Annotated in this window: 19 protein-coding genes; 8 read left to right on the forward strand and 11 right to left on the reverse strand. The window is 64.9% G+C overall.

All coding sequences use genetic code 11. The annotated features are described in order from the left end of the window. Positions 1-2: 2 nt before the first annotated feature. The 3 genes from QX034_RS05465 (at position 3) to QX034_RS05475 (ending at position 2,511) form a co-directional block, all read left to right on the forward strand. A complete protein-coding gene (locus QX034_RS05465) occupies positions 3-455 on the forward strand; it encodes a nitrate reductase cytochrome c-type subunit (RefSeq protein WP_409977591.1) in 453 nt (150 codons plus the stop codon). Next, positions 452-1,102, forward strand: a complete 651-nt coding sequence (locus QX034_RS05470) for a NapC/NirT family cytochrome c (RefSeq protein WP_315727641.1) — start codon at positions 452-454, stop codon at positions 1,100-1,102. Before QX034_RS05465 ends, QX034_RS05470 begins: the two co-directional genes overlap by 4 nt. 299 nt (positions 1,103-1,401) lie before the next feature. Beyond that, entirely contained in the window at positions 1,402-2,511 is a 1,110-nt protein-coding gene (locus tag QX034_RS05475; protein WP_315704833.1) for an ATP-dependent RecD-like DNA helicase, read from the forward strand. Positions 2,512-2,537: 26 nt separating this feature from the next. On the opposite strand, the gene QX034_RS05480 is transcribed toward QX034_RS05475, so the two are convergent. From QX034_RS05480 to QX034_RS05495, 4 genes are all read right to left on the reverse strand, one after another. Next, the gene (locus QX034_RS05480) at positions 2,538-2,891 is read right to left on the reverse strand and encodes a hypothetical protein (RefSeq protein ID WP_315704834.1); all 354 of its coding nucleotides are present in this window, start codon (positions 2,889-2,891) and stop codon (positions 2,538-2,540) included. After that, positions 2,860-3,132 (reverse strand): hypothetical protein, encoded by a 273-nt coding sequence (locus QX034_RS05485; protein WP_315704835.1) that lies wholly within the window; start codon positions 3,130-3,132, stop codon positions 2,860-2,862. Before QX034_RS05485 ends, QX034_RS05480 begins: the two co-directional genes overlap by 32 nt. A 363-nt stretch (positions 3,133-3,495) precedes the next feature. Next, entirely contained in the window at positions 3,496-4,140 is a 645-nt protein-coding gene (locus tag QX034_RS05490) for a glutathione S-transferase family protein (RefSeq protein ID WP_315704975.1), read from the reverse strand. A gap of 114 nt (positions 4,141-4,254) precedes the next feature. Next, positions 4,255-5,145: a LysR substrate-binding domain-containing protein gene (locus QX034_RS05495; RefSeq protein WP_315704836.1), complete on the reverse strand. Its 891-nt coding sequence runs from the start codon at positions 5,143-5,145 to the stop codon at positions 4,255-4,257. A gap of 759 nt (positions 5,146-5,904) precedes the next feature. On the opposite strand from QX034_RS05495, the gene msrA reads away from it, so the two are divergent. From msrA to QX034_RS05510, 3 genes are all read left to right on the forward strand, one after another. Continuing rightward, positions 5,905-6,639: a peptide-methionine (S)-S-oxide reductase MsrA gene (gene msrA, locus QX034_RS05500; protein WP_315704837.1), complete on the forward strand. Its 735-nt coding sequence runs from the start codon at positions 5,905-5,907 to the stop codon at positions 6,637-6,639. A gap of 59 nt (positions 6,640-6,698) precedes the next feature. Next, entirely contained in the window at positions 6,699-7,109 is a 411-nt protein-coding gene (gene msrB, locus QX034_RS05505) for a peptide-methionine (R)-S-oxide reductase MsrB (protein ID WP_315704838.1), read from the forward strand. Between the two features lie 397 nt (positions 7,110-7,506). Beyond that, positions 7,507-7,791, forward strand: a complete 285-nt coding sequence (locus QX034_RS05510; RefSeq protein ID WP_315704839.1) for a hypothetical protein — start codon at positions 7,507-7,509, stop codon at positions 7,789-7,791. A gap of 85 nt (positions 7,792-7,876) precedes the next feature. Here the strand turns inward: QX034_RS05510 and QX034_RS05515 are convergent, their stop codons facing one another. The 7 genes from QX034_RS05515 to QX034_RS05545 form a co-directional block, all read right to left on the reverse strand. Then, positions 7,877-8,437 (reverse strand): DUF4112 domain-containing protein, encoded by a 561-nt coding sequence (locus QX034_RS05515; protein ID WP_315704840.1) that lies wholly within the window; start codon positions 8,435-8,437, stop codon positions 7,877-7,879. A gap of 48 nt (positions 8,438-8,485) precedes the next feature. Then, entirely contained in the window at positions 8,486-8,914 is a 429-nt protein-coding gene (locus QX034_RS05520) for a DUF5413 family protein (RefSeq protein WP_315704841.1), read from the reverse strand. Between the two features lie 46 nt (positions 8,915-8,960). Further along, entirely contained in the window at positions 8,961-10,625 is a 1,665-nt protein-coding gene (locus QX034_RS05525; RefSeq protein ID WP_315807364.1) for a hypothetical protein, read from the reverse strand. A 36-nt stretch (positions 10,626-10,661) separates the two neighbouring features. After that, complete coding sequence (locus tag QX034_RS05530; RefSeq protein WP_315704843.1) at positions 10,662-11,954, reverse strand: adenylosuccinate synthase; 1,293 nt, start codon at positions 11,952-11,954, stop codon at positions 10,662-10,664. A gap of 396 nt (positions 11,955-12,350) precedes the next feature. Then, positions 12,351-13,034 (reverse strand): ABC transporter ATP-binding protein, encoded by a 684-nt coding sequence (locus QX034_RS05535; RefSeq protein ID WP_315704844.1) that lies wholly within the window; start codon positions 13,032-13,034, stop codon positions 12,351-12,353. Further along, complete coding sequence (locus QX034_RS05540; RefSeq protein WP_315704845.1) at positions 13,027-14,253, reverse strand: ABC transporter permease; 1,227 nt, start codon at positions 14,251-14,253, stop codon at positions 13,027-13,029. The genes QX034_RS05535 and QX034_RS05540 overlap by 8 nt, the downstream gene beginning before the upstream one ends. Then, positions 14,250-15,515, reverse strand: a complete 1,266-nt coding sequence (locus QX034_RS05545) for an efflux RND transporter periplasmic adaptor subunit (protein ID WP_315704846.1) — start codon at positions 15,513-15,515, stop codon at positions 14,250-14,252. Before QX034_RS05545 ends, QX034_RS05540 begins: the two co-directional genes overlap by 4 nt. 168 nt (positions 15,516-15,683) lie before the next feature. Here QX034_RS05545 and mgtA point away from each other — a divergent pair, with 168 nt between their 5' ends. Together mgtA and QX034_RS05555 are read left to right on the forward strand one after the other, a co-directional pair. Further along, positions 15,684-18,266 (forward strand): magnesium-translocating P-type ATPase, encoded by a 2,583-nt coding sequence (gene mgtA / locus QX034_RS05550; protein ID WP_316195051.1) that lies wholly within the window; start codon positions 15,684-15,686, stop codon positions 18,264-18,266. A gap of 230 nt (positions 18,267-18,496) precedes the next feature. Then, complete coding sequence (locus QX034_RS05555; RefSeq protein WP_315704848.1) at positions 18,497-19,426, forward strand: DMT family transporter; 930 nt, start codon at positions 18,497-18,499, stop codon at positions 19,424-19,426. Positions 19,427-19,496 lie beyond the last annotated feature (70 nt).

Raw genomic sequence — 19,496 nt, forward strand, 5'->3', positions numbered from 1 at the left:
CGATGATGCTGCTCGCCGCGACCCTCGCGGCCGGATCAAGCGCGCTGCTGGCGCAAAGCGTGTCGTCCTCTCTGCGCGGGCCGGCGCCGCTCAACGAGGAAGGCCCGGCGCCGCCGATGACGGCGATGAAGAACACCGCCGAGAAGGAGGTGCGCAACTATCCGGAGCAGCCACCGGTGATCCCGCATTCGATCGAAGGCTATCAGGTCGACATGCAGGGCAACAAATGCCTGTCCTGTCATGCCCGCGCCCGTACCGCGGAGTCGCAGGCGCCGATGATTTCGGTGACGCATTTCATGGACCGCGACGGCCAGTTCCTGGCCTCGGTGTCGCCGCGCCGCTTCTTCTGCACCGAATGCCACGTGCCGCAGAGCGTTGCGACGCCGCCGGTCAGCAACGACTTCGTTGATATCGACACGATGCTGAGCCGCGAACGTCCCGGTGGCCGCCGATGAGTACCCGCGAAACCGAAGGCGGCGCGCCGGCCAAGCGCCGCGGATTGCTCGAGCGCGCCTGGACCTTCGTCCTCGACCTGATCGATGTGCTGCTCAAGCCGAGCTCGGTGTTCGCGCTCGGCGCGCTGGTGCTCGCCGGCTTCGTCGCCGGCGTCGTTTTCTGGGGCGGCTTCAACACCGCGTTGGAGCTGACCAACACCGAGAAATTCTGCACCGGCTGCCACGAGATGCGCGACAACGTGTTCGCCGAGCTGAAATCGACGATCCACTTCTCGAACCGCTCCGGCGTGCGCGCGAGCTGCCCGGATTGCCACGTGCCGCACAATTGGACCGACAAGATCGCACGCAAGATGCAGGCATCGAAGGAAGTCTGGGGCCATCTGTTCGGCTCGATCGACACCCGCGAGAAGTTCACCGATCGCAGGATCGAACTCGCCGCCCATGAATGGGCGCGCTTCAAGGCCAATGATTCGCTCGAATGCCGCAACTGCCACAGCGCGCAATCGATGGACATCACCAAGCAATCGCCGCGCGCGGCGGTGGCACATCAGCGTTTCCTGTTCACCGGCGAAAAGACCTGCATCGACTGCCACAAGGGCATCGCGCACCACCTGCCCGACATGCGCGGCGTGCCGGGGTGGCAGTAGAAGACCGTGTAGTCCTTACGCGTCGATATGTCGTAAGCCCTAGCCAAGAGCTCGGTGGTCTCCCCTCCCCCTTGCGGGGAGGGGTTGGGGGTGGGGGTCCACACGGGCAGTCTTTGCTGAGCCCCCCTCCCCGACCCTCCTCCGCAAGGGGGGAGGGAGCGCACCGCCCGCGTTGCGAGAGCGCAGCTCCCGACCTCGACACGTCAGGATCGTCTCTGCCCGAACCCGCTTGATCTCCCAGAAACAGCCCTTAGGTTCACCGGGTCCCGAGTCGCCCCCGCGGCTTCACCCGTTGAGCAATGCCCACCTTCACCCCGCACCAGGATTCCGCACTGAAAGCCGTCGGCGACTGGCTGAAGGCCAAGCCCGGCCGCAACGGCACGCCGCCGGTATTTCGCCTGTTCGGCTATGCCGGAACCGGCAAGACCACGCTGGCCCGTCACATCGCCGAAGGCGTCGACGGCGAGGTCAAGTTCGCCGCCTTCACCGGCAAGGCCGCGCTCGTCATGCGCAACAAGGGCTGCGACAACGCCTCCACCATCCATTCGCTGATCTACCGGGCGCAGGAGAGCGGCGAGGAGCAGCCGAATTTCGAGTTGTGGGACGATGCGCCGGCCTCCAAGGCCAAGCTGATCATCATCGACGAATGCTCGATGGTGGATGCCGATCTCGGCCGCGACTTGCTCTCCTTCGATTGCCCCCTGCTCGTGCTCGGCGATCCCGCGCAGTTGCCGCCGATCAAGGGCGGCGGCTTCTTCACGGAGTCGGAGCCGGATGCGATGCTGACCGAGGTGCATCGCCAGGCGCAGGACGATCCGATCGTGCGGATGTCGATGGATGTCCGCGAAGGCAACACGCTCGATGTCGGCCGCTACGGCGAGAGCGAAGTGGTGGAGCGCCACGAGCTCGACCCCACCCGCGTGATGGGCGCCGATCAGGTCCTGGTCGGGCGCAACAACACCCGCCGCGCCTACAACATGCGGGTGCGGCAGCGCCTCGACATCGAGGACACATTGCCGGTCGCCGGCGACAAGCTGGTCTGCCTGCGTAACAATCGCAAGAAGGGCCTATTCAATGGCGGGCTGTGGCGGGTGAAATCGCGCACCGCTTCGAAATCGAAGATCATCGGCATGCGGCTCGCGCCGGACGAGGATCTCGGTCGCAAGGTGACCAAGGTCTCGGTCCGCGGCGAGTGCTTCGCCGGCGGCATCGAGGACATTCCCTGGGAACAGCGCAAGCCCTATGATGAGTTCGACTACGGCTATGTGCTGACCGTGCACAAGTCGCAGGGCTCGCAATGGGACGACGTCGTGCTGTTCGACGAGAGCTTTGCTTTCGGCGAGAGCCGCGCCCGTTGGCTCTATACCGGCATCACCCGCGCCGCGAAGCGGCTCTCGATCGTGGTGTGATCGACGTCATCGCCACATCGCGCGCGTCAATGCCGGCGACGATACGGCCTGCGAGGAACCACCGGCGTCGGCCCGGCCGTGGCATCCAAGGGCGCCATCTGGTGCGCCCGCCGCATCAGGGCCTCGGGCGTCAGCGCGCCGCCATTGAGCACGTCGCGATCGGGGTGCATCGCCTGAAAGGCGGCAGGCTCCGAGAACGACTGTGCCGATCCGGCGGACATGGCCGCCATGGACAGCACCAGCGATGCGGCAAGTGTCTTCGCAACGGTCCTCGTCATGAATTCAACCTCCAGCTGCTGGAAAAGATCATAGCACGCCAACGGTTCCTGCAACATCAGGCCGCCATCATCAGCGGCGATACGGCCGCTGATGATGCACATAGACCCGGCCCGGCACCGGAGTAGCATACGGATAAACCGGCGCCGCGCCGCCGGCGCGCTCCAGGCCCATGCGGCCCGCGGGCGTCAGCGCCCCGCCATTGAGCACGTCGCGATTGGGGTACATGGCCTGAAATGCAGACGGCTCCTGCTCGCCCCAGAACCAGCCCTGGGCCGATGCCGGCGCAGCGCCAGCAACTGCCGACAGCGCAAGCGTCACTGCAAATACCTTCCAAATAGTCATGGTTGTCCTCCGTCTCTCTTACGTGCGGAGAAACGCGTTCGTCTGCTGCTCTGATCGGAGACGTTTCCAGCGGAAATTCTTGTCGGTGATGCCGATGTAGGAAGCACGCCGGCAGACGCCCAATCACCGTGCATCACGACCATGCGAATGATACGAACTATCGTTCTCGATGCGCGCTCCTCCGCTCCCGAAAGCGCGTTGTTTGTTGCTCTCGCTTCCGAGACGGTGCGCAAGACGGTTTTATTCCCCGGCAGACGCGTGCTGACAAAGAACTAATGGCTGGCGATCACGGCTCCGCGACCGCTGACTGACGATGGTCTCACAGCGTTTCGCGATGCTTCCACGATGATTCTCGCGGGAGCGTCAGAAGTACCGCGCCAGCCGCTTCCCTGGCAGCAGGTCATATGGCGCCTTCCAGCCGGGCAGCGCGGCGATGCGCCGCAGCCAAGCGTGAACATCAGGAAAGTTTGCGGCGAGATCGTAGCCGCTCTCCTCCACCGGAAACATGAGGTAGCCGCACATCGAGATGTCGGCCACCGTCGGCCGCTCGCCGATGATGAACGGCCGCTGCGCCACTTCGCTCGCGACAATCGAGAGGAAATCATCGATGCGCTTGCGGAAGAATTTCTGCACGCCCTCGTTCGGCGACGGTGTGAAGGCACGGCGATAGCGGTAGCTCGCCATGTAGCCCGATAGCTTGTGATTGTCCCAGAACAGCCAGCGCAGGATCTCGAACCGCTCGCGCTCGTCGGTCGCGCCGAACTGTCCATAGCGCTCGGCGAGCCGTAGCAGAATCGGCGCGGTCTGGGTCAGGCGGACACCATCCTCCTCCAGCACCGGAATCTCGCCCATGGGATTGACGCTCCCGCGCCACTCCGGCGTGAGGGTGACGCCGCCACCGAAATCGGTCCACACCGGTTCGAAGCTTTGGCCGCAAAGCGTGAGCATGAGCGCCAGCTTGTAGCTGTTGCCGGATTCCGGGAAATAGTGCAGCCGATAGGTCGCCATCTCAGCGGTCGCCTCCATGTGCGGACGGAAGCCTAAACGAGCGCGGCGGACCTGACCATTCAGTTTTCGGCTGCAAGCCTTCAGCGGCATGCAAGGCGTCGTCACGCCTCCCATCTATGCCGCGAAGGCCGCGGCCTCCGCAAACAGCCAGTCGCGGAATTGCGCGAAGCCGCGCGCCTGCTCCGCACGACCGCCGCGATGCACCAGATGAAACTGGCGCGGCAGCCGCACAGGCTCGGTGAACAACGGCGTCAGCCGGCCGCTCGCAACGAATGGCCGAACCACCGGATCGAGCCCGAGCGCGATGCCCATGCCCGCAGAGGCGGCCTCGTAGACGACCTGCAGATTGTCGAAGGCAAGACAGTGTTGCGGGATAGCGTTGACCCCGACGCCGGCGAACCACTCCTGCCAGAACGCGATCTGATGGCTGGTGCCGATCAGCCTCTGCTCCAACAGCGCGCGCGGCTCGTGGCATTCGGTCTTGCCGAGAAACTGCGGGCTGGCCACCGGCACTGCGTCGACGGCCAGCAGCGGTTCGCAGACGAGACCCGGCCACGGTCCCCGCCCGAGCCGGATCGCGCAGTCGATCTCCCGACGGGACTCCAGGTCTTCGATCTCCGGCGAGGTGTGCAGCTGGAGTTCGATCCCATCGTGCTGCGTCTGAAAACGCTGCAAACGTGGAATCAGCCAATTTGCGGCGAATGTCGGCATCACGCTGACGGTCAGGCCCTTGCGCTGCCCACGCCTCCTCACCGCCTCCGTCGCCCGCGCCATCCGCTCCCAGGCCGGATCGAGTGCCGCGAAGTAGTCACGACCGGCATCTGTCAGCGAGAGTCCGCGCGGCTGCCGTTCGAACAGCCGTGCGTCAAGCTCGGCCTCCAACAGCTGGATGCGCCGGCTCAATGCAGGCACCGTGAGGTTCAACCGAAGCGCGGCTTGCGCCAGGCTGCCGACGCGCGCCACCGCCACAAAGGCTTCGATGTTTTTCAGAGGAATTCGCCGCATGAGGGAAGTTTAGAGCAGCATCTCGACCGGTGCGAGGATGCTGCATGCAAGATCGAGACATAGCCTCATGCAGAAATTGCCCGTCGTGCCAATCTGCCGCATGTGTGTCGCCTTGCCGTGTCGGGCAAATCACCGGCACACTCTCCCGCGTCTCAGCCCACAAGAGGGGCGCTTCGCGATCGTCACGAGTGTCGGGCCTGGGATGCGACGGACGCAAGGGTATCGCAGCGTGGTTGCACGCCGACGAACGATATCAGCGCGTACGGTGAAATCGTGTGGTCCTGATACTCCGACGCTAGTATCAAGCTCGCGATGAGGTTTCGCCTCGCGCAGGTGACGGTGGCCAAAAAGCCCGGCGCACCGGGGAGACCACGTATAAGCCGTAAGACCGTCGTGCAGGGAAGGCCGGTTGTTCGGCTCGTACCTGTGGTGACTGCCGCCTGCATTTTCTTCTGCAGGCGGGCCATGGGTGCGGCCAGCATCCGGCCTTCCCTGTGCCCTCTTCGCGGAGAGGGACGCGAAACCATCATCACTCGGACGCAAAACGCGCCGCGAGGTCGGCAGTCATGTTCGCTTTCAGCTTCGGCTTTCATCGGCCCAGAGCGGTCCGGTCGCAACCCTTATCCTATCACGCAGTCGTGTCCCGGAGGCCGTAACGGGCACGGACGATGCGCGTATCTTGCGAGGATGCCGGCGGGACAGCCTCGCCCCGTCCGGACTTGACGACGAATAGCCAGAGACTGACTGAGAGGACACCCCATGCGCCGCAATCCGCTCCACCGCCTGCTCCCGAAAGCCACGATCCTCGGCGTCTTGACAGGCGTCTTGGCCGGAGCCGCCCTGCTCGCCGTCGCGCCTTTGCGTGCGGCCGAGGATGCCGTGGTGATCCCGCCGCCAGCCCAGGATGAGCCGGCCGCCAGCGGGCTGGAGACGGCCGTCCTGGCCGGCGGCTGCTTCTGGGGGGTACAGGGCGTCTATCAGCACACCGCGGGCGTCGTGAATGCGGTGTCGGGCTACGCCGGCGGCAGCAAGGCGACCGCCGACTACCACACCGTCTCGACCGGCAGTACCGGCCACGCGGAATCCGTCGAGATCAAATTCGACCCGAAGAAGATCAGCTACGGCAAGATCCTGCAGATCTTCTTCTCGGTCGTGCACGATCCGACCCAGCTCAACCGGCAGGGGCCGGATACCGGAACGCAATATCGCTCGGCGATCTTCGTAACCTCAGACGCGCAGAAGAAGGTGGCGGAGGCCTATATCGCCCAGCTCGACCAGGCCAAGGTGTTCAAGAAGCCGATCGTGACCAAGATCGGCAAGCTCGATGGCTTCTATCCGGCGGAAGGTTATCATCAGGACTATCTGACGCTGCACCCGAGCCAGCCCTATATTGCCTATAACGACCTGCCGAAGATCGAGAACCTGAAGAAGATCTTCGCCGAGAACTACCTGGAAAAGCCGACCTTGGTGAGCGACGCCAAAGCGACCAACTAAGGCGAACCAACTGACGGCATAACAAGAATGCGGCTGATCAAGCCGCTGGAGAGCGAGACATGACCGACACCAAGACGAGCGAGAAGATCGTCAAGAGCGAGACAGAGTGGCGCAAGGAGCTGACACCGATGCAATATGCGGTGCTGCGCGAGAAGGCGACCGAGCGCCCCTTCACCGGCGAGTACGAGCATGATCACCGCGCCGGCACTTACGTCTGCGCCGGATGCGGCCAGACCCTGTTCGAGTCCGATGCGAAGTTCGAGTCCGGCTGCGGCTGGCCGAGCTTCACCCGGCCGGCGGCCGAGAGCCATATCGACGAAGAGAGCGATACCAGCCACGGCATGGTCCGCACCGAGGTCCTGTGCTCGCGCTGCAGCGGCCATCTCGGTCACGTTTTTCCGGATGGCCCCGGCCCGACGGGGCTGCGTTATTGCATCAATTCGGCGGCGCTGAAGCTGAAGCCGCGGTGAACTGGTGAGGGCGGCGCTGGGGTCCGCCCTTGGCCCGTCATCCGGCGGAGGTAGGCGGGCGCCGTCCCGCTCCTGCCAAAGCAATCAAACCAGCACACGACATCGCCAGGAGGGTGATCAGGAAATGATTATTCACCCACTGGTTGAAAATAACATAAGTTACTGAAATACATTTATTTTCCGGGCTCGAGGGGAGCGCTCCTGGATTTACGATGTGCTCCTGGGGGATTCGCAATTTTGTCAAAAAGGCTTATATTAGCGCTGTAACTGACATGCAGGGCCGGGCCGCCTGGGCGGCTTTAACCGCCCTCGACACCCGCAATCGCTGGCGCCAGCCGCCACGCTGCAACAGAAAGCTCGCGTCAGCGCTCCATCCGACAAGAAGAGGTCTCAGACCATGCGTCCTATGCGTCCGTTCAACTTCAACACATCGGCCGAACTGTTCCCCGCCGCCATCCGCAAGAAGAAGCGGGCAGGCTTTGCCTATCGGCGGTTTGGCACCGCGGCGGAAGCCGTGCGTTTTGCCATGGAGGAACTGCCGGCGGATTCGCTGAACGGCGCCTATCTGCAGGTCGAGGAGGCCCGCTTCGACCAGAACGGCATTCGCTCGCTGTACGAGAGCGAGGCGTTCCCGCTGCCGCGCCGCGCGGCGCCGAAGACGCCGGATGCCAATGCGGCGTAAGCCTCCGATACATTCGACTTTAAACCCTGCCCCGCCTTGTGCGGGGCAGTTTTTTTCTGAAGCCTCTTTTGCTGCTTTTGCCGGTTTACCGCGGCTGGGTGTCCAGCCAGCGCCGCAAGATCCGGGCGTTGCGCATATTGGCGCGGAACAACACGTCGAATGCGTCACCCGCCACGGGCACCATGCCGACCACGCCTTCGACGGCGACATTGGCGAGCATGCGGGTGATGACATGCCAGGGCGCGCCGAGCGCGCGGGCCTCGCGCACCAGCCACAGCGACAATGCCGTCGCGATCAGGTCGCCAACGACCGGGATCAGGCCGATGATGCCATCGATGCCGTAACGGATATTGGTGCCGGGCAGCACGAAGGCGACGTCGAGCAGCTTCGCGATCGCTTCCAGGCGGATCATCCGCTGCTCGCGGGTCAGGTTGCCGAATGGATTGGCCGTCTGGAAATCGAAACGGTAACCGCCCGCATTCTGGAACGAACCCGTAAACGCCCCATGGGGCATTTCGTACGGGACTTCGCGCCCCTCCTGGTCGATCACCGGCCCGCGCGCCTCGGCGCCCGTGAAGCGCGCATGCGAGGTCCGTCCGGTGGGGCGGCGCGACCGGCTCGTGATGTTGTCTTGTGGCATGCCCATGAGATGGAAACGCGAGAGCGCAACACAAGTTGCGTCACGCCGTCGCGCTCAGGCGGCCGAAGGGGCAGCCGGCTGCGGTTCCTCAACGAATTTGTGCACCAGCCAGGACGAGACCGTCGCCGGGATGAAACCGACCAGGCCGTACAGGATGAACTGCGCCACGCCGGAATCCGCCCCGTGCGACGAATAGTTGAAAGCAGCCAGCAGGAACGCGATCGCGCCGACCAGCAGCATGCGCACGACCGGCCCGATGCGCCTGACATGGCAGAGGATGTCGTCGATGGCGCACATCATGAGCGCAGGCAGGAAGCCGAACAGGTAGCTGTATTGCAGCGAAACCGCGAAGACCTTGAACACCTTTGCGATCTCGGCCGCATTGGTGCCGGTCCAGTAGCCGGACTGATAGGTGGTGACGAGCAGGAGGCAGAATCCGCCGAGCGCAGGTCCTACGGCGACGAAGATCAGATAGCGTTTCATGCCTCACTCCCTCCGCCCTGCCGGTCGATCGCAGCCGGGCGCCCGCTTACTCACCCCATTGAGCGAACGCATCGTTGAAGGCGCGCTCGCCAGGCTCACCCTTCTCGATCGCGATGATCGCGCGGCGCTGGTTGGTGTAGACCAGCGGCACGTCGAACCAGGAGCGCTCCTTCAGGAGCTGGGTGTTGCGGGCGCGGTCGGAGTCCACATTGGACAATCCGACCAGGAAGAAGCCGTCGGTGACCTTGACCGCGAGGCCTGCGAGGGGCGTACCGCGCGCCTGCTCGTTGGACTTCATCAGCAGGCCCGGCACGTTCCCCACGCCGCCGCCGGAGAAGTCAGGCGGCAGGATGAAGGTCAGCTCGACCGTATGGCTGGCCGGCAGCGACGAATCCATGTTGCGCCGGAACGACATCGTCATCTTGAACTTGCGATCCGGGATCTCGATGTCGCCGCGTACCGCGATGTCCGGCTTCTGCTGGCCGGAGCCCTTGATCTGCTCGGTGCGCCAGACCACCGTCCCGATATACTGCTTGCCCTTGGGATCGGACGGATCCTCATCGTAGAGCACCACGCGCTGGGCGACCGGCGCGATCTGGTCGGACTGCGACTGACCGACCCGATCCGGAATCTTTGGTTTGGTCAACGGCGCCGTGGTGTCCTTCGGTGTCTCGACGGCGGGCGACGACCTGAGCATGTTGCCGACGGCCGAAACAATCGGCCTGCCCCACAACAGGCCCGCGCCGATCAGAATCAGGACGACGCCGACCGCGATCGCGCTCTTGAACGGGAATGTGGCGCGCCCGCCCAGCTTCTTGTTGGCCTCGCGGTCCCGCTCGGCGCCAGCGCGCGACCGGCCGGATTGCGCCGGCAACGCGTAGCGTTCGGCTTCCTCCACCGCTTCATCGTAGGAATAAGGTCCGTCGGACGCCGCCCCATGGTCATCGGGCCCCGGCTCCAGCCGGTCCAGGTCGGTCGGCGGCACGTTGGCGTAGGTCTTGCGCGCGGCCCGGTTGGCCTGGGCCGTCGCCTTGCCGAGGTCGTCGACGTCGGCCGTGATATCGCGGAAGCCGCGCATGGCCGGCGGCTGCCCGTCCCCATTATTGTTGTCGGGACCGCGCCGCGGTCCCGCGGCACGCTCGCGCAGGGGCGGCATCCGCGCCTCCGGGATCGCCCCTTGCGGCTGGCCCTGTGGCGGCTGCGGCCGAGGCGGCATCGCCGCTTGCCCGGCGTCGGGCCGTGGATTGCGCGGCAGCCGCGTCTGGTCGGGGGACGCAGGCTCACCGCCCGGCGGCCGCTCGCTGCGCCCTTGAGAAGGAGCGGCCGGCCGCGGCCGTGGTCCTGGCGCACTGGCACCCTGCTCGGACCCGGCCGGCGGTGGCGCTCCCGGCTGCCCCGCTGGGGCGGATGGAGCGTCTGCACCGCGCCCACCGGCACGGCGCAGGGCATCGCCCGGCCGGGGGCTGCCGCCCGCCGCCCGCGCTGCATCGCGCGCACGCTGCGCGGCTTCCGCTTCGACCTTGCGGACCGCCTCTTCCAGCGCCAGCCGCTCGCGGGTGATTTCCGATTCGGACAGCGGCGGCTGCACGCCGCGCAACTGCGCGATCAGCGCCGCTCGTGCCCGCTCATAGAGCGCACGACGACTTTCGCCGCTGGCATTGGGGTCCAGTCCGGCGATGGCACGGGCGATCAGCGGGTAGTAGTCGGCCATGTCAACTCAACTTGCGCGCTTGCCTGCCATATCCAGTCAAGCCTCGAACGGGTTCTGGACCAGAATAGTATCCTCGCGTTCGGGGCTCGTGGAAAGCAGAGCAATCGGACAACCCACCAGTTCCTCGACCCGCCGCACATATTTGATCGCCTGCGCCGGCAGATCCGCCCAGGACCGCGCATTCGCCGTGGGCTGCTTCCAGCCTTCGATGGTCTCGTAGATCGGCTCGACCCGCGCCTGCGCACCTTCGCCGGCGGGCAGATGATCGATTTCCTTGCCGTCCAGCCTGTAGCCGACACAGACATCGATCGAATCGAAGCCATCGAGAATGTCGAGCTTGGTCAGCGCCAGCCCGCTGATGCCGCAGGTCCGCACCGTCTGGCGCACCAGCACGGCGTCGAACCAGCCGCAACGGCGCTTGCGCCCGGTGTTGACGCCGAATTCCTTGCCCCTGCGACCGATCTCTTCCCCGATCTCATTGGTGAGTTCGGTCGGGAAGGGCCCCTGGCCAACGCGCGTGGTGTAGGCTTTGCAGATGCCGAGCACATAGCCGACACTGCCGGGCCCCATGCCGGTCCCGGTCGCCGCCTGCGCCGCCACCGTGTTCGACGAGGTGACATACGGATAGGTGCCGTGATCGACGTCGAGCAGCGCGCCCTGCGCGCCCTCGAACAGGATGCGCTTGCCCTCGCGCCGCTTGGCATCGAGCAGGCGCCAGACCGTCTCGGCGTAAGGCAGAAGCTGCGGCGCCATCTCCGCCAGCCCGCGCAGGATTTCGTTGCCGTCGATCTGTTCGAGGCCGAGGCCCCGGCGCAGCGCATTGTGATGGGCAAGCAGCCGATCGATCTTGTGCGGCAAGGTGCCGAGATCGGCGAGGTCCATCAGGCGGATCGCACGGCGGCCGACCTTGTCCTCATAGGCCGGGCCAATGCCGCGGCGCGTGGTGCCGATCGCAGTCGCCGTGTTCGACGACTCCCTGAGCGCATCGAGCTCACGGTGCAGCGGCAGGATCAGCGTGACGTTTTCGGCGATGCGCAGATTGTCCGGCCCGATCGCGACGCCCTGGCCCTGAAGCTTTGCGACCTCCTCCAGGAAGGCCTGCGGGTCGAACACGACGCCGTTGCCGATCACCGACAGCTTGCCCGGCCGGAGCACGCCCGAGGGCAGCAGCGCGAGCTTGTAGGTCGCGCCATTGATGACAAGGGTATGGCCGGCATTATGGCCGCCCTGGAAGCGCACGACGATGTCGGCTTGCTCCGACAGCCAGTCGACGATCTTGCCCTTCCCCTCGTCGCCCCATTGGGCGCCGACGACGACCACATTAGCCATTCCCAGCTCTTTCCTCTGCCATTATCCAAAACAGCACGATCTGCGCGGAAATTAACGGTTCCCATTTCCAAGGGCCGTCGTGCCCAATCATGCGCCCAGCCAGAATCGCGGCCGGGACCGCTCGCACGCGAGGCGCCCCACCGGATAAAGGAAGCGGCCCGGCTAGGCAAGCAAGAACGGGGCTTTTGGACCCGCCAGGGCGCGTCCAAGCCTTTGATAAGCCCCAAAATTTCATGCCGCCCCACCCGTCGGGTCGGATTGCGCCCGGTCATCCCGCTTCTTGGCGGCGGAGTCTCCCGGAGCTTGCCTCAATCACCACAGGACGACGGCAAATGTAGGTCATCGGTGCGTGTGGCCGTCGAGAGCGTGCTGCAGCCCACGGTCACATCGGCGGCGTCAGGATTGGATCCGGCCATCGACCACCTCGATGATGCGGTCGCAGCGGCGCGCCAGGTCGAGATTGTGCGTCACCAGAAGGAAGCTGGTGCCGCTCTCGCGATTGACCTGCCGCATCAACTCGAAGACGGCGTCGGCGGATTTGGTATCGAGATTGCCGGTGGGCTCGTCCGCAAGCACCAGGTCGGGATTCATGGCCAGCGCGCGGGCCACCGCGACCCGCTGCTGCTGACCGCCGGACATGTTGGTGGCGAGATTGTTGGCGAACTTCTCCAGGCCGACCTGCTGCAACAGCTTCAGCGCGCGCTGCTCGATGTCTGTGCTCGGGAAGCCGCGATCGACCAGCATCGGCATCATGACGTTCTCCTTGGCCGTGAATGCCGAAATCAGCAAATGATATTGGAACACGAATCCGATGGTGTGGCCGCGCAGGCGGGTGATCTCGGTGTCGCCGAGTGCCGCCGTATCCTCGCCCTTGATGGTGAGCTGGCCGGAGGTCGGCCTGTCGAGCAGACCGACGATGTTGAGCAGCGTGCTCTTGCCGGAGCCGGATGGGCCGATCAGCGCGACGAACTCGCCACGGTCGACCTCGAGGTCGATGTCGTGCAGCACCTCGGTCTCGGTCGGCTGGCCGATATTATAGGCTTTGCAAACGTTCTGAAGACGCAGGATTTCCTCAGCCACGGATCGCCACCACCGGATCGAGCTTGGCCGCGCGCAGCGCCGGCGCCATCGCCGCCAGCAGCCCGGTTATCGTGGCGAGCAGCGCAGTCATCACGAAGAGCTGGCGTTCGAGGATCAGCGGAAACAGCTCCGAGCCATCGGCCTGCCGCGCAACCGAGTGCCAATAGATCAGGGCGCCTGCCCCTAATGCCGCTCCGAACAACGAGCCGACAAAGCCGAGCAGCCCTCCCTGCAATAGGAACACGCGCAAAATCTGGCCGCGCGAGGTGCCCATCGCGCGCAGGATGCCGATCTCCTTGGAACGCTGAATTACCGAGACGATCAGCACGGCCGCGATGCCGAATGCGACCGAAAGCCCGACGAACAGCCGGATCAGCGTATTGGAGGTCTCTTGCGCGCGCACGGCCGTGAAGAACTGCGCGTTGGTCTTGATCCAGCTGTCGGCCTTGACGACGTTGGATGCCTGGATGCGCTGCGCGATTGTCTCGGCGGCGTAGATGTCCTGCACGGTGATGTCGATGGTGGTGACGCCGCCGATCATTCCGAGCAGCGACTGCGCCGTACGCAAGGCGGCATAGGCCGCGCGCTGGTTGACACCTTTGCTGCCGAGATCGACCAGTCCGGTCACCGTCAGCACGCGATTGGCGCCCGAAGCCGCCTGGATGTTGAGCTTGTCGCCGACGGAGGCGCCGAGATCCTTGGCGAGTTCGGTGCCGATGATGATATCGTCGCTGGTCAAACGCGGCTCGCCGGCGGCGATATAGTCTGGGATCTTGACGATCTTGAAATAGGTCTCTGGCTCGATGCCCGACAGCGTGACCGCGCGGCTGGCATCGCCGCGAATCGCGAGCACGGAGCCCGCAATGGTCGGCGACACCGCCGTCACCTCGGGCATCGCCTGCATCTGGTCGCGGATCTTCGGCCACTGGTCGATCGAGATCACCCGCTGGCTCGGGCGCTGCACGACCGCGTCCTCGATCACGCCCTTGTCATTGCGCAACGGCCGCGCGACCTGATCGGGCGTCAGCAGCTGGATCTGCGGCTGCGAGGTCAGCACACGTTTGATGAAATTCGCTTCCAGCCCGGCCAGCATCGCCGACATGAACACGATGACGCCGACACCGATGGAGATGCCGCCGATGATGAACAGCGTTTGCAGGCGCCCTTCGCGCAGGAAGCGCACCGCGGCGATCCACTCGAACGGCAGCCAGCGGTTCACGACAACACCGGACGCAGCCGCTGGCCGGTCAGGATGCCTGAATTGGCGGGAATTGCGACATCACCGGCCGAGAGGCCGCCGACGATCTCGACGTGGCTGTTGCCGCGGATGCCGACCTGCACCGGACGTTTGACGGCCCGGCCATCCTTCACGCCGAGCACCCAGGGCTGCCCCGAGGTGAGATCATGAACGGAGCGAACCGGAAGGACCAGCGCATCGTTCTTCGAGGCCACGTTGATGTCGACCGACACCGTCATGTCCTGCCGCAGATAATCCGGCGGATCCTGCACCGTGAGTTTGACCTGGACCGATGCCCGGGAAATGTCGATGCCGGGATTGATGTAGCTGACGATGGCGGCGAAGCGCCGGTCCGGATAGGCATCCGCCGACGCCAGCGCCTTCTGTCCCAGCGCGAGCTTGCCGAGGTTGCGCTCATCGATCTGCAACACGAGCTGGACCTCACCGGCGGGCGCGAGCACCAGCAGCGCCTTACCCGGCTGGGCCACCGTGCCCCGCTCGACATTGCGCGTGATCAGAACGCCATCGCGCGGCGCCACAATCGTGGCATACCCCAGGCGCGACTGCGCAGTGTCGAGATTCGCGCGCGACTGGTTCAACAGCGTCTCCGCCATCACATAATCGCTGCCACCCGGACTTGCGGTAAAGACCTGGAATTCGGCCGCACGCTTCTGTGCGAGCGCGACGTCGAGCGTCTTCTGCACGTCGTCGAGCGCCTGGCGCGTGGCATAGCCGCCCTCCGCCAGGTGCGAGGTGCGATTATAGGTCTGCTGCGCATTCAGCAGCGTGGCCTGCGCCTGGGTCAGGGCCTCCTTCGCCGAAGGCAGCGTCAATTCGGCGAGCTGGCGCATCCGCGCCTCGGCCTGCGCCACCGAGCCCTGCGCCTGCACGACGGCTGCCTTCAGCTCACGCGATTCCAGCGAGATCAGAGGCTGTCCTTTGGTGACGCGCTCGCCCTCCCGCACCAGCACCTCCTCGACCGTACCGGTGACCTGGCTGCCGATCTCGACCCGATAGGGTGTCTCCACATGACCACTGGCGACGACCGTTTCGACCAAATTGCCGCGCCTGACCTGGTCCACCACCACAGCGGGGCCAAAGATGACACGAGCGCCTTGCCAAGCTCCAATGCCGGCCAGCAGCAGAACGGCGAGAATAAGCCAGCGATGAGCGGAAATCGCGGACCACACCGCATGCACTTCGATGGTGCGCTTGGGCGGAAGGACGGCAGAGTGTTGAACCATCACATTCATGACAGAACCGGCCAAAGCGCGGTCTTCTCTGTTGGACCATGTCGGTCGGGGATTACAGCAACTAATACTCCAAGCTGTTCCCGTGTTGCGCTGGGTCAATCGCCTGACGAATCTTCATGCAAATCAGAGAGGAACATGAACAGTCATCCATGAAGATGAATGGAGCCGACGGTGGTCAACGACCTGAAGCAGACTGAGCACCAGTTCTGGCGGCTGTCGCCGGCACAGGCCGGCGACATGCTCGGTTGCGGCCTCGATGGCCTCAGCAGCGCCGAAGCCGGCGAGCGGCTGGAACGTTACGGTCCGAACAGCGACGCGCCGCCCCACGCCGTGGGCCCCTTGCGCGCCGTGCTGCGCCGCCTGCTCGAACCGCTCTCACTCATCCTGCTCGTCGCCGGGGTGATCTCGATGTTGACCGGCGACGGTATCGGCGGAACCATCATCGTGCTGATCCTGGTCCTTTCGATCGGACTCGACACGGTGCAGGAAGGGCACGCCGTCAGAGCCGCCGAGATGCTCCGCCGCTCCGTCGCATTGAAGGCGGAGGCCAAGCGCGATGGCGTGTTCCGCGAAATCGAGGTCGACGCCGTCGTGCCCGGCGACGTCTTGCGCATCCGCGCCGGAGATATCGTGCCGGCTGACGCGCTCATCCTCGAGAGCATCGCCTTCACGGCCGGTGAAGCAGCGCTGACCGGAGAACCCTATCCCGTCGCCAAGCGTCCGGGTGTTCCAAGCGATCCGGACGAGAGATCGAATGTCGTATTCCGCGGATCGGTGGCACAGACCGGTGAAGCGATCGCGATTGCTGTCATGACCGGGCCGAACACGGTGTTCGGCGCCGCAGCCTCGGCGCTGGCCGAAGCCCATGGCCGGACTCCGTTCGAGCGCGACCTGCATGAATTCGGCCTGGTCACGGCGCGCCTCACGCTCGCGCTCGCCTTCATCGTGCTGTCGATCCGTGTCGTGGCCGGCCGGCCGGTGCTGGACTCTCTCTTGTTTGCTGTCGCACTCGCGGTGGGGCTGACGCCGGAACTGCTGCCGATGATCACGACCGTGACGCTGTCGCGCGGTGCGCTGCGCATGGCCGGTCGCAAGGTCATCGTGAAGCGGCTCGCGTCCATTCACGATCTCGGTGCAATGTCGATGCTGTGCACCGACAAGACGGGAACGCTGACCTCGGCGGAGATCACCCTGGCACGCAGCGTCGCGCCCGATGGCAGCGACAGCAAGCGCCCGGCCGAACTCGGCGCGATCGCTGCGGCGCTTGGCGGCGACCGTGGCTCGCTCGATGCTGCGCTGGTGGCCGGAGCCGGTCATGCCGCCGAGGGCTGGAGCCTCGGCGGTCGCCAGGCTTTCGACTTCTCCCGCAGGCTGGGATCGGCACTCGCGGTCAGCTCGCTGGAACGGGTGCTGATCGTCAAGGGGGCGCCCGAAGCCGTGCTCGAACTCTGCACGACGCAACGACATGGGACAAACACGGACAGCATGGACAAGGCCGGCCGCGCGGCTGCACTCGCGCAGGTTCATGCGCTGGCCCAGGAGGGATTGCGGACCGTTGCCATTGCCTCCCGCCCCTGGCCCGGCGCGCCCCGCGAGATAGAGACTGAGGACGAACTGGACCTCGTCTTCGAGGGTCTCTGTGCCTTCGCCGATCCACCCAAGCCGACCGCAGCGGCGGCGATCACGCGGCTTGCACATGCAGGCATCGGGCTGAAGATCCTGTCGGGCGACGATCCCGTGGTGGTCAAGCGGCTCGCCGGGCTGGTGGGGCTGAAAGCCGAGCGCGTGCTATCGGGCAGCGACATTGCCGAACTCAGCGACGAGGCACTCGCCGTTCAAGTCCACTCCGCCGATGCCTTCGGCCGGCTCGCGCCCGACCAGAAGTCGCGTATCGTCAAGGCGCTGCAGGCCTCCGGCGAGGTGGTCGGCTTTCTCGGCGACGGCATCAATGATGCTCCGGCTCTGAAGGCCGCCGATATCGGATTATCAGTTGATTCCGCGACGGGCGTCGCGCAGGCAGCGGCCGACATGATCCTGCTCGCCTCCGATCTCGAAGTGGTCGCCGACGGCGTGGAGGAAGGACGACGCACCTTCGCCAACATCCTGAAATACATCCGGATGGGCGCAAGCTCCAATTTCGGCAACATGCTGTCGATGGCCCTGGCTTCGGTCGTGTTGCCGTTCCTGCCGATGCTGCCCACTCAGATCCTGCTCAACAACCTGCTCTACGACTTATCTGAGCTTGGCATTCCCTTCGACTGCGTCAGCCCGCGGGCGACAGCGCGGCCGCAGCTCTGGAGCATGAGGCGTCTGGTCCGCTTTGCGGCGATCATGGGTCCCCTGTCGTCGGTGTTCGATATCCTGACCTTCGCGGCGCTGATCTACCTGTTCAAGGCTTCGCCGGACGAATTCCGCACTGCCTGGTTCATCGAATCCATGGCGACGCAGATTCTCGTCATCTTCATCATCCGGACCAACGGGCCGCCCTGGAGCGATCGTCCCGACCCCGCGCTGACGGCCTCCTCGCTGATCGCGCTTCTGGTCGCAATGATCATTCCGTTCACGCCGGTCGGGACATGGTTCGGCTTCGTCCCGTTGCCAGCAGCGCTGCTTGGCACCATCGCGCTGCTGGTTGTCCTCTATCTCGTCTGTGCCGAGCGCCTGAAGTCACTCGCGGTGCGCCCGATGGTGCGACACGTGAGCCGAAGATACAGGCGACACCGACACGAAGCGGGCGCGTGAGGAAGCGGGCATGTGGCAAGGCATCACGGTTACAGAGATTCGGTTTGCTGCGGGCTCGATCCGTCGCGCCCCGTCGAAGCAGGCGGGCGCCCGCTGCATAGTTGCGATGCATCTGCCCCCTTGATAGGCACTCGCAATTGATGTCTTTGGATTGAGCCGAGGCAAATGCCGGCTCGATCGCAGTCGGGCTCGAACGTCGCGGCGCATCGAACCGGGCCTTAGACCTGATCATGTCCGCCGCAGACCCCGCCGCGCCTGCTTCACCTGCGCGCGCCTGGATCGCCAACCAGCCCTATCTGCTGCTCAGCATCACCGCGCTGTGCTGGGCGGGCAATGCCATCGTCGGCCGGCTTGCGGCCGGTCACATTCCACCGGTGACCCTGTCGTTCCTGCGCTGGTCACTGGCCTTCCTGATCATTCTGCCGTTCACCTGGAAGCAGCTGCGGCAGGATTGGCCCGCGATCCGCTCCCGGCTCGGTCTCATGATCACGCTGTCGATCGCCGGTATCGGTGCCTTCAACACGCTGCAATACTGGTCGCTCGAATACACCCAGGCGCTCAACATCCTGCTTCTGCAGTCCGCAGGTCCGCTGATCGTGGCGGTGTGGTCGATCCTGCTGCTGCGCGTCCATCTCACCGTCGCGCAAGGCCTCGGCATCCTGCTCTCCATGGCGGGTGTGCTCACCATCCTGACACGTGGCGATCTCACGGCACTTACGCAGATCAGCTTCAATCGGGGCGACCTGATCTTCCTGGTCGCGATGGCGATCTTCGGCTTCTATTCCGTGCTCTCGCTGAAACGGCCGCCGATCCACGGCCTGTCGTTCGTCACCTTCACCTTTGGCTGCGGCGCCGCCAGCCTGATCCCGTTGTTGGCTTGGGAGCTCTATGCCCGCCCCGTGATGGCATTCGACGCCAAGAATCTGCTGTCACTGCTTTACGTGGCCATTTTCCCCTCGACGATCGCCTATCTCTGCTTCAACCGAGGCGTGCTCCTGATCGGCGCCAACAGGGCAGCGCCGTTCTTCCACGTCGTGCCGGTATTCGGCTCGATCATGGCCATCGCGTTCCTCGGCGAACGGCCGCAGGCGTTCCATTTTCTCGGCTTTGCTCTCGTACTCGCGGGCGTGTTCGTCGCCTCGCGCAAGCAGGCGAGCTGACCCCGACCTGAGGCAAATCGACCCGGGACGGGGTTTTCCGGTCCCCATAGATGCTGTCGCACAGCCGCGC

Source organism: Bradyrhizobium sp. SZCCHNR3119, from assembly GCF_032487775.1.
Taxonomy (GTDB): Bacteria; Pseudomonadota; Alphaproteobacteria; order Rhizobiales; family Xanthobacteraceae; genus Bradyrhizobium.